This window comes from Bacillus sp. 5w2 (genome assembly GCF_054353775.1).
Genome location: NZ_JBTIWT010000004.1, coordinates 290960 through 304419, shown reverse-complemented (window position 1 = coordinate 304419; position 13460 = coordinate 290960). Strand labels below are relative to the sequence as shown.

The following is a 13460-nucleotide window of genomic DNA, read 5'->3' as shown; positions in this document are numbered from 1 at the left end:
AGATGTAAACAAATGATTAATAACCCACACCATCAGGTAGTTACTGTGAGATATAACAAGACAAGCTATGGAGAGAATGAATTTCATATTATAGCACTCACAAATAAAACTCCTTCTAGCTAAATACTTATTCTATTGAAGAATCAGTTGTTTTTCTAATGTATGAAATTGATTTTTCATGGAAAGATATGTTAGTATGTATGCAGTTTGAGCACTCTATTCTTTAGAGTCGAACAGGAGGAGAATGAATATGTCTGATATTGAAGTTGGCGAAGTGTTTACTCTCAGTGATGAGAATAATGAGGATCAGGAAGTAGAAGTACTCGGAGCGATGGATGTTGAAGGCGCAGAATATATTGCAGTTGCCTTCGTAGAAGACATTCAAACAGAATCTGAGGAAGACATTGATATTTTCTTTTTAAAAGTAGAAGAAGATAATGAGTTTTCATACATTGAAAATGATGAAGAGTTTGATAAAGTATCTGCTGCTTTTGATAAAATTTTGGACGAGCAAGAGCAAGAATAATATGAATGAAACACACGAGGGCGGATGCATATCCGCCCTCGTGTGTTTCATTACTCATCCAGAGATTCATGCAGTAATTGCAGTACATCTTTCATCACAAAAGGACCGTCTTTTTTCACATGTTCAGCGAATTCAGAAACGAGACGTAATGTTCTTACACTTTCAATCGGATGTTCTCCTGATGCACTTTCAGCAGAAAGCATAACGGCATTCGTTCCGTCCAGTACAGCTTGAAACACATCCGTTACCTCCGCTCTTGTTGGAATAGCATGATCTACCATAGATTGAAGCATTTGTGTTGCTGTAATGACATATGTATTCGTTCGATTACATTCCTGAATTATCATTTTCTGCAAGAGCGGAATAAATTGATACGGCAACTCTACTCCTAAATCGCCCCTTGCAATCATAATTCCGTCTGCTTCTTTACATATATCTTGAAAATTCTCGATCGCTTCCATCGTTTCTATTTTGGCAATTAAATTAGGTGACGTTTCTGTATACTGTTTTATAAAATCTCGTATTTCTTTTATATGGCTAGGTTTTCTTACAAAAGAACATGCGATAAAATCAACATCCTCTTCTAAAAGAAACTGAATATCTTTTTTATCTTTCTCTGTAAGAGCCGGTAAACTAACGATTGCCCCTGGTAAGTTCACCCCTTTATGTGATGAGATATTACCACCTGTTTTAACCTTTGTTTCTATTTTTTCCTTACTAACCTTTTCAACAATTAATTCAACTTCTCCATCATTAATCAAAATTCTACTGTCTACTTTCACATCATTCGCGATTCCTTCATAATCAACACTTGCTTCCGTATTGCTCCCTGTAACTGGTTGTGTATGTAAAATAAAAGACTCTTCCGCCTGAAGTGTAATTTGTTCTCCGTTCATTTCACCTAATCTTATTTTAGGACCTTGTACATCACCCAAAAATTTAATAGAGTCATCTAAAGATTTCACTAAACGAATGATGTCTTTATGACTTTCATGCGTGCCATGTGATAAATTTAGCCGAACAATTTTCATACCGTTCTTTATTAACTGTGCTAATGTTTCTTTATTATTGCTTGCTGGTCCAATTGTACAAATTCGATCGATTGTCATTTTTGTGACCCTCCTTTTTCGTTAGGATTCCCATAAACTTTACTTACACTCTCAACATAAAAAAGCCTACTCACACAAGTAGGCTTTTGAAACTACGAAAGTTTCGTTAATAACTGATTTAAATCTTTTTTCGTTTTCGTCGTTAACGACTTCATTTTAGTAACATCAATCTTTTCTTTCTCCGCTCCTACAATTAACGGATACATACTTTGTCCGATTGTTTTATATTCAGCTGGGTGAGATGCTTCTAACTCTTTCTCAATTACATCCCACTTTTCATTAATTTGTTTACCAAGTTTATTTACTGTTTCTAATTTCGGATTTGCAGCTAATTGCTTGTCTAAGCTATCAATTAATGCAGCAACTTCTTTAACATTTGTTTTCACAGCTACACTTTTCTTCGGATCTTTCGTTGTTTTTCCGTTTGAGTTTGTACTTGTACTTTGATCTGTTGTTTTTCCGCTAGTCGTTTCGTCATTCGTTTTTCCTGTCGTTTCCTTTTCTTTTGTTTTCACATTTTCGTTTTGCGTTGTTGTTTTACCGTTACTTTCTGTTCCTGATGATTCTTTCGTATTTTTTGCATCTTTATCTGTTTTTTCATTTGAAGAAGTCTTTGTTTCTTTGTCAGTATCTTTCGTTGTTTTTGACGTCTCATCTGCACTTGTCGTTTTTGATTCTCCTTCATTTTGCGCTGTTACTTGCTCTTTCTTTTCTGTCTCTTTATCTGCTGAAGGACTACAAGCTGCCATAGTAAGCATTGTACCAATTGTTATCGATGCGATAGCGACCTTTTTCATTTTCATATAAATCCCCCTATGTTTACTTTATTTATCCTCCCCTTTACGATTCGATTTTCTCTTAAAAAATCCCTTTTCACATGAATCACCATCTTTCCGACAGTAATCTTCATAATAATACGTACAAAAACTGATAAACTGGTTTGAATATTCGAGTTTCTTCTACTTCATTTTTCTTCTCTGTTGTAAAAGAAAAAGAGTATATTGTCACATGAAGAATTACAATCTTCATATGACGATATACTCTCCTATCAAATTTTTATCTTTCTTGACATTTTATTTATATAAAAAAATAAAATTTTCTTTCATTTTTTTGTTTCTCAACATTTGTTAACATAATATATTTATGAGTAACCACCATTCGAATGAATGACTTGCCCAGTAATCCATTTTGCCTCTTCACTTACTAAAAAAGAAATTAAGCGTGCTGCATCCACCGGTTCTCCAACTCTACCCTGCGGGAACTTCCATACTAAATGGTGCTGTAACTCCTCTGTAATCCATCCTGTATTCGTCGGTCCTGGATCTACAGCATTCACTGTAATCCCCTTCTCCATCGCAACTGGTGCTACTGATTTTGAAAATGCTTCAATTGCTCCTTTCGTTGCTGCGTATGCTAGTTCATCAGGCATTGGCCCTAATGACTGTCCTGAAGTAAGGTTAATAATACTTCCACTCGTTTTCAGTGCATAATGTTTTATAAATAATGAACTTAATAACATAGTAGCGCGAATATTTACTGTATAATGTTTATCTATCTGTTCTACATTTAATTCCTCAATTCTCGTATGAGTAGCATACGCTGCATTATTAATTAAAATAGATGGATCACCTAACCGTTCTGAGACCATATAAAACAAACGATTTGGCGAATACGACTGCGATAAATTGATTTCTGCCATTTCACATCGAACACCGTAACTTTCAATCTCCTCTTTCAACAAAAAGGGCTCTTTATCATGCATTCCCCACGGCATCGCTTTATCATACTGAGACCAGTACGTGAAAAAAATGTCTATCCCTTTTTGAGCAAGCACCTTGCATACAGCTGCACCAATTCCATTCAGACGAGTTGCCCCTGTTACAATTGCTATTTTCTTCACCTTTTCTCCTCCATCTATGGATAAATCCCCTGTACGAATACAGAGGATCTATCTTTTTATTCAATATTTGACAATATACGTTCTGCACCTAATTTTAAAATTTTAATGAAGATATAATTTACAATCGTAAACATTACAAATAAAACGATAAACATAACCCACAGTCCTACTTGAAGGAAGAAGTATAATAGACTTACTCCCGCTACAATAACTAAAGCTATTAAAATATTAGCTAAAAAATTCCACAATGTTGTATAGCGGCTTTTAAATAATTTCTGTTCTGTATCCCAATGTATATCGGCAGTTTGTGCATCCCAGCGTGTACCGATTAAATTGATTAGCAATAAACCGTTCGCACTTAGTAAGAACCAAAGTACCATAAATACTGGAGATATCCCCGCTACAACTGCCATCGTAATACCGAATACTGCTAAAATGATCACATTAATTAACCAAGCCGTTATCGCTTTCGCAAAAAAGATATCTGAAGCCTTTACTGGTAAATAACGATTCACAAACCATGAACTTCCATCTCGTGAAAATGAAGTTGTTGCAATGACGTTACTTCCCATTAAAAATAGAGAAGCACAAAGGCCAACGCCAATTGCAAGTCCTACTGATTTTGGGTTATCAATATACCCTGTGATCCACTTTAAATTTCCATCTTGCACGAATAAAACAAAGAATAACATAATCGGCATAACGAAAGTTTGTACAATACAATTTAAGAAAAATTGTGGTGTACGGAATAACGTTTTAAATTCCTTTTTCACATACGCTTTCAAATGTGAACTTTGTACCGTTGATTTCTGTAAACCTTCTGCTGAAATGACCTCTTTTTTTGCTGTACTCGTTGAAAGTCCAATAACCCCTTTTAAATATGTACGCTCTGCAATGTAATAAAACAACACAAAGAATACAAATGAAATAAGTGCAAAGATTATTACGTATAAAGGTCCCTTCCAATTTGCATTTTCTACTAACGCCACTGCTCCAAAATATGTAGTTGGAAAATAATTTGTCATTTGTACTAAAAGAGAAGATTCGTTGCTCGCAAGATAATTCGTAAGTGCATCTTCAGAAAACGAACTTTTATTTTTCCACTGTAAAAATACATTAATTCCTACAATAAATAGTATACTTACGATTCCAATAAATATATTGCCTCGGTCTTTATTTTTCGCTATATTTGTATACCTCATAATAACTGTCATCAGTAATGAAGCTAATACTAACGGCACAATCGGGAAGAGTAAGTAAATAAAAATCATGTATATGTAATATGTAATAAATGCACTACTTTTTAACCCGTACGTAATAAAGATTGGTAATAAAATAAATGAACTCATTACGTATTGTGTAATTAATACCGTTAGAAACTTTGCCGAAATAATCTGCGCTGGTTTCAATGGTAACGGCAATAACATTTCAATGTCATTACTATAGTAAAATACAGTTAAAATGTTCGTTATACTCATTAAAAATACCCATATACTCGCAATCGCAAGTCCCATTGCGATAATCATTCCTGGATCTTGCCCCAAATGTTTCATACCTTCATACATTCCGTGCGTCATCGAACCAAATATTAAAAAGCCGACAAATAAAATGGCTGCAAATGAAAAGACATACGCCCATCGCTTCTTCTTATCTGTTATGAAATCTGCATAATTTAATTTCAATAATACTTTCGTTAACGTCCAAATTTTACTCATTGCCCGTCATCTCCAAGAACATTTTTTCAAGTGATTCATTGGATTTAAAATGATCTCTCATTTCACCTAAATTCCCTTTAAACTGAAGATTTCCCTTATTAATAATCGCGACGCGGTCACATATTTTTTCTGCCACCTCTAATACGTGTGTAGAGAAAAATACAATCTTTCCTTTATCCGCATGTTCTCTCATCATTTCTTTTAAAATATATGCGGATTTCGGATCAAGCCCCGTTAACGGTTCATCTAAAATCCATACATCTGGCTCATGCACGAGCACACCAATAATAACGATTTTTTGTCTCATACCGTGCGAGTAACTTTGAATTTGATCCGATAGGGCATTATACAGATCAAATTTCTTCGCTAAAGACTCGATTCGTTCTTGGCGTACTTCTTTCGGCACTTCATACATATCTGCCATAAAGTTTAAATATTCAATTCCCTTTAATCGCAAAAACATATCTGGGCTATCTGGAACATAACCAAACGTCCTTTTCGCTTCCATCGGATTTTTCATAATATCTTTACCGTTAATCGTAATCGTCCCTTTGTCCACTCCATGAATACCAGTAATCATCTTAATTGTCGTTGATTTACCAGCACCATTCGGCCCTAAAAATCCAAAAATTTCTCCGCTAGGCACAGATAAACTTAAATCTTTTACTGCATAGCTAGACCCATTATAACTTTTTGACACATTCGTAATTTCAATCATTCCATCCAATCCTTTCCTTAATTACCAAATAACTATATTGATATTATAGCATACTTCTATTTTTTAGATTTTTATATTTTTTCAGTTTTTTCAACCTTTAAAATAAATATACACACCTAATCCAACGATTAAAACGACAGCTAGTATAATATAAATCATCGTCAGCCGTTTAATATTCCCTTTTGTCGCCTTACTATAATTCGCATCACCATTCCGTCCAATTAACACCGTCGCCACTACAGTAATCACTACAAGTAATACAACGATCATGATCCAAGTTAGCATCTCTTCCTCCCCCTCCTTACAACCATTTTACAATATTATCCTCTTTATTTCGCAGTATATTTCCTCTTTTTACTATTATTATGAAAAGAATTGGAAAACTATTATTACTATACATTTCCACATGTGATATATTTATAACATAACGTGAATTATTTCTAACATTGTAAGGAGGACCTACCATGAAAACAACTTGGATAAAATATTTAGGATTTCTTGGTTTCTTCGGTTTCCTCGGCTTTTTTTACGAAAAAGGATTGTTTACTATGTTTTGTTTTTTCTCCTTTTTCACAACGTATAGAACAGTTCAACACGATGAACTGTTTGAACAAATCGTCAATAAATCGTGTCGCAATGCCTTTATCATTACATTACTAACTACCGCTATCATTATGTTTATTGAAATGTTATTTCCAAACCCTACACTACAAGAGATTGATATCGCTCTTATTTTCAGCACACTCATTCTTACATTCGGTTTCTCTATGTTCTTTTACGATAAACCTGTTGACGAAATGGAAGATGCACCATGGCGTTCGTAACGAAAATAAAAGAATATCGTGCCAAATTGAACATGACACAAGAAGATTTAGCGAAAAGTGTTGGTGTACGCCGTGAAACAATTAGCCATCTCGAAAAAGGAAAATATAACCCTTCCTTACAGCTTGCTCACGACATTGCGAAGGCACTTCATAGTACGATTGATGAGATTTTTATTTTTGAGGATTAATAAAGTGAAACTTTAATCAGTGGGGGTTTTCTTCCCCCCCACTGATTATTAGTTGAACCAATCGGACTTTTATGGGCAGTTGATCCCTCACCTAACTTCTTTGCTTTCGCTGCATTTTGAGGTGGGGGTCTTACTGCCCATTAAAGTGGGATAAAAAATACCGGCATTCTTTTCACAAAGAATACCGGTATTATTCATTTATACAACTATCACCCATACAAAACAGCATGAAATACGCCTAATAGTACGTATTGATCCTCTATATAATCCTCATCGTATACATTCATCTCGATGTAATACATATCTCCCTCAAGACGAATATTCCAATCTGCGATTACATAGCCTTTTCGTAATAATTTTCCGAGCCCGAGTGAAGTTTTGTGAACAACATATTCTTCTCTCTTATACGTAAAGGTAAATAAGAAATTTGCATCTAATAACTTTCCGTCACATACAAGTATTTCATGCTCTGCATTATTATTATCGATGTACGTTACTAAAATCTTTCTTTGGCGCTGCCTACTTACATCCTTTGCAATGACACGAATATTATCCTTACTATCCTTTATTTCATAAATGATATTACTACCGACTTTCGGAATATAGTCCAGCACTTTCATCAACGTATTTTTATAATAGCCCCGTACTGCGCCTACTCCTTCGCTTTCATTATAAACCTCTATCGACGTCGTATCCGCTTTACTATCACACGGTCGTTTGTAAGAAAGCTGCATCATTCGCTCTCCTCTTAAGTACTGATCAAACGTCACAGGATATTGTATCGCGCGCAGTTCCTTATTTAGCTCATATAAATAAAGTTGAACACTCTCCACTAATGTTGCAGTAGAGATACATTCCTGCAGTTCAAATTGTTGCCAACTGGAAGAAATTCTCCACTGATCGTCCTCTTCATAGGAGAAACCAAGAATTATCTCATCACGGTCAGGCGTTTCATAATTCAACTGTTCGTTCTGCCCGTGTTGAACTTGTTCCATCCACTGTCCTAAATAAATACCCAGCTCTGCAACCTTCATGCACGACTTCTGAAAAAGTACCCTGTCACTCGCACGAATTGTTACATCCCCTTCAATAAAGCCATTTGCATAAGCAGCATACCGTGGCTCATCCTTCTGTGGAATACTCTTGTCTAACTCAAATAAAAACGTTAACATTCTTTACTCACCTCTAGTTATTACACCGATCGTACCTATAAATTGAACGCAACTCAAATTATATCAACGATTTTTCCAATATATCTATCGTAACTTAAATTATATCAACGATTATGTTGATATATCGACTTATCGAAAAATATCAACATAATTAAAATGAAGCTACCTTTTCTTTCGCCACTTCCACAATTTCTAAAATTTGTAGCAGGTTCTCCACTTCATAAGTCGGCTTAACATCTGTCGTATTTTCTTTCAAACTCGGATTATACCAACACATATCAATGCCGTAGTCTTCTCCGCCTTTCATATCAGAAGTAAGCGAATCTCCAACCATTAGTACACTTGATTTATCCGTAATCTCCAATTTTTCAAATGCATAATCAAAAATCTCTCCCGCTGGTTTTTGATGACCAACCTCTTCTGAAATAATAATATGATCAAAGAAGTTACTTAAAGGTGAATTTCCAATTCTAGATTGTTGCACCTTTGTATATCCATTCGTAATGATACCTAGCTTGCAATCTTGTAGATTCTCACATAATTGCACTGCACCTTCTATAAGGTGTACTTCTTTCCCTAAGTTTTCAAGATATACGTCACTAAATTGCTGCGCATCTACTTCTATATTATGAAGTGCAAATAATTGTCTAAATCGATCTACCGCTAATTCACTTAGCGTAATCATTTTATTTTCTAAATCTCTCCATAGTCCATTACTAATCTTTTTATAACTTGCAAGATAATCATCATACCCTGTAGGCATACCAAACTGTACAAACGCGTTATGTAATGCGTTTCTTTCCGTTTCAGGAAAATCTAATAATGTATCATCTACGTCGAATAATATAACTTTATATTTCATCATGCTCTCCTCAACTAGTACGTTATTTACAACTTGTATTTTCTCATTAATTATCTCTTAAGTCGAACTTTTTCCCTTTACGAATAGTAGCTGTACAGAGATCTTAAAGTTGTTTAAGGTACATGAGTCATGTTATTCAATAATAACTAATTGTGAAAACACTATTAATTTGAGATAATTTGGATAATGAATCCAATTTTTTAAAAGGGAACACAGGAAATATATTACTATAGTTACCATAGAAGGGGGCGGAAAAATATAGTAAATTCATGGGAAAGACCTAAAATAAAAATTCCGAAAACAAAAAGTGAATGGGTTGGAGATATTATTGGATATTCATTGTTCTTTGGATCAATCATTTTTTTGATTATCATTTGGGGAAGATTACCTGAGGAAGTACCCGCACATTATAACGCATATGGGACTGTAGATCGTTGGGGATCAAAGTGGGAACTTTTACTTCTACCAGGAATAGGGGCATTCATACTCCTTCTCATGCAGACTTTAGAAAAGTTTCCAGAAGTTCATAACTATCCAAAAAGATTTAATGAATCGAATGCTAAACAGTTTTATTTAAATAGCAGAAAAACGCTTAATCAATTAAAAAATGTCTGTTTACTTATTTTTGCTTTCATCCAATTTGAAACAATTTCAATAGCTCTAGATTGGAGCGGCGGTTTCGGAAAGTTATTTTTACCGATATTGTTAATTGGGACAGTTATTCCAATTGTCATAGGAATAATAAAGCAACGAAAAATTTCATAATAGAAACAGGAGGCTAATCCAATTAGCCTCCCTTCTTCTTATTTCTCTTCTAGCAATAACTCTTTCATTTCCTCTAACGACTCTTTCGTAAAGCCGAGTGCCTTTTCAGCATACGCTTCAACTGAACCGTATTGCTTTTTCACTTCATCAATCGCAGCTTGTAAATATTCAGCGCGCGCTTCAAACATTGCACCTAATATTGCTCTACTTTCATCGTTTTGTAATTTTGCACCTAAAAAGGCCATCATTTTTTCATTTAACTTTTCACGGAAACCGTTACTTAGTAAGTAGTCTTCCATTACTGTTTTTTCTGGTACACCTAGTAAAAGTAATAATAATGCTGATCCAAATCCAGTACGGTCTTTTCCAGCTGTACAATGGTTTACTAACGGTAAGTTTTCCGGATTTTGCGCTAGTTTTAAGAAGCTCACGAATGCTTCATTACCACTTACGAAATCTTGATTCATTTTCACAAGATACTCACCTGGTTTTCCTAACATAGAAAGGTCACCAACTTGGAAAAATTCATTTATATTTAAATCTTTCGCCAAGTCCTGCATAACGGGTAAGCACACTTGACGAGCGCCTGTAATCTCAGGGTTTGGCTTATGCTTCACTTCAAAGTCTGTACGGTAATCGCAAATTAACTTTAAACCAGACTTTTGTAAATACGCAATATCCCACTCTGTTAGTCCTGCTAATTCTTCAGAACGGTACAACTTGCCCCATTTTACTTTACGGCCTTCAAGCGTTTCATATCCGCCCATATCACGGAAGTTAAACGCTCCTTGTAATGGCAATCTACGCTCAGCTACTGTCACTGCTTGTCCATTACTACCTACTAGTCTAAAATATGGACGCTCATTGTCGCTCGGATTTTCAATTGAATATGATGATTCTCCATTTACCGTTGCAAGTAATTCTCCATTTTCTTCAATATGATCTGGCGAAGTACTCCAGTAAATGCGAACTTCCTCTATATTATTTTCCCACTTTATTTGTAACGTATTATCTTCATTTCTTTCTACAGTTGCTTGTAACCAATGTCTTTGCTGCTCCATTCTTTCACCAACGCTTTCTCTTATAGTCAAATCTTATTCTATCATATCTTTCGAGAGGACTCCCACCTCTAAACGTAAGTGAAGGTGGTGAGGTGAATAGAAAGAAATATTTTATTTTCAAGAAAAACAGAAACATACGTTCTATTTTTTGCTATAATATCCTTAACAAGGAGGTGAATAAAATGGCAAAAGAAAATCCATCAAACTATAAAACTCTTCAAATCTGGATTAAAAAAGGGCATCGTATGTATTCTTATTTTCAAGAATGTTGTCATAACGCTAAGAACATGTACAACACCACAAACTTTTATATACGCCAGGTGTACACTGGATTAACACAAGAAAAAGAGTTGCAGCCTTTGCAAAAAGAAGTTCTGGCTAATATTCATAAAAATATTGGTAAGATGAATGACACACAACTTCTTGCCTATCAGAAGAAATTGGAAAAAGAGAAATTAAAACCTAAAGAAGAACAGAAAGAGATTACATGTAATTTGTTTTCAGAACCTAATTTTGAAAAACCTTATGTAGATTACAACTTTCTAGATGCACTATTTAAGGCTATGATTCAAAATGATTATCGAGCTTTGCCTACGCAATGTAGCCAGTCAATCATGAAAGGTGTGTTCCAAAATTGGAAATCTTTTTTTGCTAGTTTAAAAGACTATAAAAAGAATCCAAACAAATATGCTGGAATGCCTAGGATTCCAAAGTATATTCGTTCTTCTGAAAAAGAGATTCTGTATACAAACCAAGATTGCATCATTAAAAACAGTAGATTTTTAAAGTTTCCAAAGACGAAATTGCAATTAAATATTGGGAAACTAGGTTTCACTGAAGGTAAACTGAAACAAGTTCGTGTGATTCCAAAATACAATGAATATGTAGTGGAATTGGTAATTGATGTTCCTTCTGAACAACAAATGATTGAAGAGAATGCACGTTATATGAGTATTGATTTAGGTATTGATAACCTTGCAACCATCGTAACAAACACAGGTATGAAACCTGTCCTTGTTAAGGGCAAACATGTCAAAAGCATAAATCAATATTACAACAAAATGAAGAGTCATTTTACAAGCGTTCTTAGAAATGGAAAACAAACTAATGAAAGACCTTTTACTTCTAAAAGGATAGAAAAACTTCATCAAAAACGTTATTTGAAAATAAAAGACGTCTTCCATAAAGTTAGTCACCATATCGTAAAACTAGCTCAAGAAGAAGAAGTTTGTAAAATCGTTATTGGTCAAAACAAAAATTGGAAACAAGAAACGAATATGGGAAAAAGAAATAACCAATCGTTTTGTCATATCCCACATAGTTTATTGATTCAAATGATTACATACAAAGCAAATGCTGTAGGCATTCAAGTTGTTGTAACTGAAGAATCATATACATCGAAAGCAAGTTTTCTGGATAACGACTTCATTCCAACGTATGGAGAAAATGACCAAAATACAACTTTTTCAGGAAAACGAATAAAGCGCGGCATATATCGTTCAGCAAATAAAACTTTAATTAATGCAGATGTAAATGCTGCGGCTAACATTTTACGAAAAGTAATCCCAAATGCATGGACAAATGGGATAGAGGGGTTAGGCGTGAAACAGCTCGCTAATGTGTTAACTCCCCTGACGTTAATCGTCCGTTAGGTCGAAACGTTAGAAACCCCCACTTCAAGCTTCGCTAAGTGGGGGAGTGTTCATTGTATTATAGGAATATCTACTTTGTCGTTCTCATTTTTCTTTTTATCTTACAAACAGGCAAAAAGTTCTTTTACTTGTTCAAAATTCACACATGGATTCCCTCGAAATACGTATGCGATTTGTTCATTACCGAGATTTTCATATACAACTGTTCCGCGATCAGGGTGCGAATAAAACTCTAACCCGTTTATAATTTGTTTTGGGCCATAGTTCATTATCCATGAAGAAACAGGATAATACGCTTTGTTTTTATGTCCACAAACCCAAAGTGCATATAGTTTATTATCTTCGTCCCAGTATACATACTGCGTTTCATCATTTCCAAAACCGACCGATTCAAGTTTCCAACTTAGCTTTTTATGAATTGATAACTTTACATAGCGTATGTTATCTGGATCATTCCACTCACGACATCTTCCTATCTCGCCCATTTCACCTCTCTTCGCTTGAAAGCTTAATAAGTGAAATGGTGTATGTAATATCGTTTTCGCAAACTCTGTATGTACCGGTTGTAATCCGAATAGAAACCTTTCCATTTCGCCTTGGTTTACATATCCATGATCAACAGAAATTTCAACTTGTGTTTTCCATGTAGATGTGACGTAACTTTCTTTTCCTTTATAATTTACACCTTTCCAATACACAAGCTTTTTATATTGAAAACAATCCCCTTTTGCTTGAGAAATACAGGTATCTGGAAATACTGGCTCCATTATATCGAGAAAAAACTCTTTTACCCGAAACATTCCAGTTGGAGTAACAACTTGAAACCAAAAAGTTTCCCACTTTTCACCTTCATAACGTTCTGAAACCTTTTCAACTTTCCAACCTTCTAACAATACATGTGGATACAGTAAAACGAATGAATGCATGGATTGTTTTAACATATATAGTCCCCTCCCGCTATATGAGTT

General features: G+C 34.7%; 16 protein-coding genes. 5 read left to right on the top strand and 11 right to left on the bottom strand.

Going from position 1 to position 13460, the window contains the following annotated elements; translation table 11 throughout:
• The first annotated feature begins 244 nt into the window (after positions 1-244).
• Positions 245-526, top strand: coding sequence for a DUF1292 domain-containing protein (locus ACXY7N_RS11410; RefSeq protein WP_098413156.1), 282 nt, complete (start codon positions 245-247; stop codon positions 524-526).
• A gap of 50 nt (positions 527-576) precedes the next feature.
• Here ACXY7N_RS11410 and ACXY7N_RS11405 read toward each other — a convergent pair whose 3' ends face one another.
• The 7 genes from ACXY7N_RS11405 to ACXY7N_RS11375 form a co-directional block, all read right to left on the bottom strand.
• Entirely contained in the window at positions 577-1635 is a 1059-nt protein-coding gene (locus tag ACXY7N_RS11405) for a pyruvate kinase (RefSeq protein ID WP_016087039.1), read from the bottom strand.
• A 92-nt stretch (positions 1636-1727) separates the two neighbouring features.
• Positions 1728-2438, bottom strand: coding sequence for a hypothetical protein (locus ACXY7N_RS11400; RefSeq protein ID WP_016087038.1), 711 nt, complete (start codon positions 2436-2438; stop codon positions 1728-1730).
• 103 nt (positions 2439-2541) lie between these two features.
• The gene (locus tag ACXY7N_RS11395; RefSeq protein ID WP_016087037.1) at positions 2542-2664 is read right to left on the bottom strand and encodes a hypothetical protein; all 123 of its coding nucleotides are present in this window, start codon (positions 2662-2664) and stop codon (positions 2542-2544) included.
• Positions 2665-2776: 112 nt separating this feature from the next.
• Positions 2777-3535 carry an SDR family oxidoreductase gene (locus ACXY7N_RS11390; protein ID WP_016087036.1) on the bottom strand — a complete coding sequence of 253 codons (759 nt, stop codon included), beginning with the start codon at positions 3533-3535 and terminating at the stop codon, positions 2777-2779.
• A gap of 56 nt (positions 3536-3591) precedes the next feature.
• The gene (locus tag ACXY7N_RS11385; RefSeq protein ID WP_488592411.1) at positions 3592-5250 is read right to left on the bottom strand and encodes a putative ABC transporter permease subunit; all 1659 of its coding nucleotides are present in this window, start codon (positions 5248-5250) and stop codon (positions 3592-3594) included.
• Positions 5243-5968 (bottom strand): ABC transporter ATP-binding protein, encoded by a 726-nt coding sequence (locus tag ACXY7N_RS11380; RefSeq protein ID WP_016087034.1) that lies wholly within the window; start codon positions 5966-5968, stop codon positions 5243-5245. The genes ACXY7N_RS11385 and ACXY7N_RS11380 overlap by 8 nt, the downstream gene beginning before the upstream one ends.
• Before the next feature lie 90 nt (positions 5969-6058).
• Positions 6059-6253, bottom strand: a complete 195-nt coding sequence (locus tag ACXY7N_RS11375; protein WP_000958865.1) for a hypothetical protein — start codon at positions 6251-6253, stop codon at positions 6059-6061.
• A gap of 179 nt (positions 6254-6432) precedes the next feature.
• On the opposite strand from ACXY7N_RS11375, the gene ACXY7N_RS11370 reads away from it, so the two are divergent.
• Positions 6433-6792 carry a DUF3796 domain-containing protein gene (locus ACXY7N_RS11370; protein ID WP_016135009.1) on the top strand — a complete coding sequence of 120 codons (360 nt, stop codon included), beginning with the start codon at positions 6433-6435 and terminating at the stop codon, positions 6790-6792.
• Positions 6780-6980 carry a helix-turn-helix transcriptional regulator gene (locus ACXY7N_RS11365; protein WP_000896301.1) on the top strand — a complete coding sequence of 67 codons (201 nt, stop codon included), beginning with the start codon at positions 6780-6782 and terminating at the stop codon, positions 6978-6980. The genes ACXY7N_RS11370 and ACXY7N_RS11365 overlap by 13 nt, the downstream gene beginning before the upstream one ends.
• A 209-nt stretch (positions 6981-7189) precedes the next feature.
• Here the strand turns inward: ACXY7N_RS11365 and ACXY7N_RS11360 are convergent, their stop codons facing one another.
• Positions 7190-8152 carry a tubby C-terminal domain-like protein gene (locus ACXY7N_RS11360; RefSeq protein ID WP_016087032.1) on the bottom strand — a complete coding sequence of 321 codons (963 nt, stop codon included), beginning with the start codon at positions 8150-8152 and terminating at the stop codon, positions 7190-7192.
• A gap of 151 nt (positions 8153-8303) precedes the next feature.
• A complete protein-coding gene (locus ACXY7N_RS11355) occupies positions 8304-9014 on the bottom strand; it encodes a YjjG family noncanonical pyrimidine nucleotidase (protein WP_016087031.1) in 711 nt (236 codons plus the stop codon).
• 339 nt (positions 9015-9353) lie between these two features.
• On the opposite strand from ACXY7N_RS11355, the gene ACXY7N_RS11350 reads away from it, so the two are divergent.
• Positions 9354-9779 (top strand): DUF1648 domain-containing protein, encoded by a 426-nt coding sequence (locus tag ACXY7N_RS11350; RefSeq protein WP_016135012.1) that lies wholly within the window; start codon positions 9354-9356, stop codon positions 9777-9779.
• Between the two features lie 38 nt (positions 9780-9817).
• On the opposite strand, the gene ACXY7N_RS11345 is transcribed toward ACXY7N_RS11350, so the two are convergent.
• The gene (locus ACXY7N_RS11345; protein ID WP_016135013.1) at positions 9818-10840 is read right to left on the bottom strand and encodes a tyrosine-protein phosphatase; all 1023 of its coding nucleotides are present in this window, start codon (positions 10838-10840) and stop codon (positions 9818-9820) included.
• A gap of 182 nt (positions 10841-11022) precedes the next feature.
• Here ACXY7N_RS11345 and ACXY7N_RS11340 point away from each other — a divergent pair, with 182 nt between their 5' ends.
• Positions 11023-12492 (top strand): RNA-guided endonuclease InsQ/TnpB family protein, encoded by a 1470-nt coding sequence (locus tag ACXY7N_RS11340; RefSeq protein WP_353811122.1) that lies wholly within the window; start codon positions 11023-11025, stop codon positions 12490-12492.
• A 101-nt stretch (positions 12493-12593) separates the two neighbouring features.
• Here the strand turns inward: ACXY7N_RS11340 and ACXY7N_RS11335 are convergent, their stop codons facing one another.
• The gene (locus ACXY7N_RS11335) at positions 12594-13433 is read right to left on the bottom strand and encodes a hypothetical protein (protein ID WP_016087027.1); all 840 of its coding nucleotides are present in this window, start codon (positions 13431-13433) and stop codon (positions 12594-12596) included.
• Positions 13434-13460 lie beyond the last annotated feature (27 nt).

Bases quoted from the DNA above. Each gene is read 5' to 3' on its own strand.
- ACXY7N_RS11410 (WP_098413156.1), top strand. From the start codon at position 245: ATGAATATGTCTGATATTGAAGTTGGCGAAGTGTTTACTCTCAGTGAT.
- ACXY7N_RS11405 (WP_016087039.1), bottom strand. From the start codon at position 1,635: ATGACAATCGATCGAATTTGTACAATTGGACCAGCAAGCAATAATAAA.
- ACXY7N_RS11400 (WP_016087038.1), bottom strand. From the start codon at position 2,438: ATGAAAATGAAAAAGGTCGCTATCGCATCGATAACAATTGGTACAATG.
- ACXY7N_RS11395 (WP_016087037.1), bottom strand. From the start codon at position 2,664: ATGAAGATTGTAATTCTTCATGTGACAATATACTCTTTTTCTTTTACA.
- ACXY7N_RS11385 (WP_488592411.1), bottom strand. From the start codon at position 5,250: ATGAGTAAAATTTGGACGTTAACGAAAGTATTATTGAAATTAAATTAT.
- ACXY7N_RS11380 (WP_016087034.1), bottom strand. From the start codon at position 5,968: ATGATTGAAATTACGAATGTGTCAAAAAGTTATAATGGGTCTAGCTAT.
- ACXY7N_RS11375 (WP_000958865.1), bottom strand. From the start codon at position 6,253: ATGCTAACTTGGATCATGATCGTTGTATTACTTGTAGTGATTACTGTA.
- ACXY7N_RS11370 (WP_016135009.1), top strand. From the start codon at position 6,433: ATGAAAACAACTTGGATAAAATATTTAGGATTTCTTGGTTTCTTCGGT.
- ACXY7N_RS11365 (WP_000896301.1), top strand. From the start codon at position 6,780: ATGGCGTTCGTAACGAAAATAAAAGAATATCGTGCCAAATTGAACATG.
- ACXY7N_RS11360 (WP_016087032.1), bottom strand. From the start codon at position 8,152: ATGTTAACGTTTTTATTTGAGTTAGACAAGAGTATTCCACAGAAGGAT.
- ACXY7N_RS11355 (WP_016087031.1), bottom strand. From the start codon at position 9,014: ATGAAATATAAAGTTATATTATTCGACGTAGATGATACATTATTAGAT.
- ACXY7N_RS11345 (WP_016135013.1), bottom strand. From the start codon at position 10,840: ATGGAGCAGCAAAGACATTGGTTACAAGCAACTGTAGAAAGAAATGAA.
- ACXY7N_RS11340 (WP_353811122.1), top strand. From the start codon at position 11,023: ATGGCAAAAGAAAATCCATCAAACTATAAAACTCTTCAAATCTGGATT.
- ACXY7N_RS11335 (WP_016087027.1), bottom strand. From the start codon at position 13,433: ATGTTAAAACAATCCATGCATTCATTCGTTTTACTGTATCCACATGTA.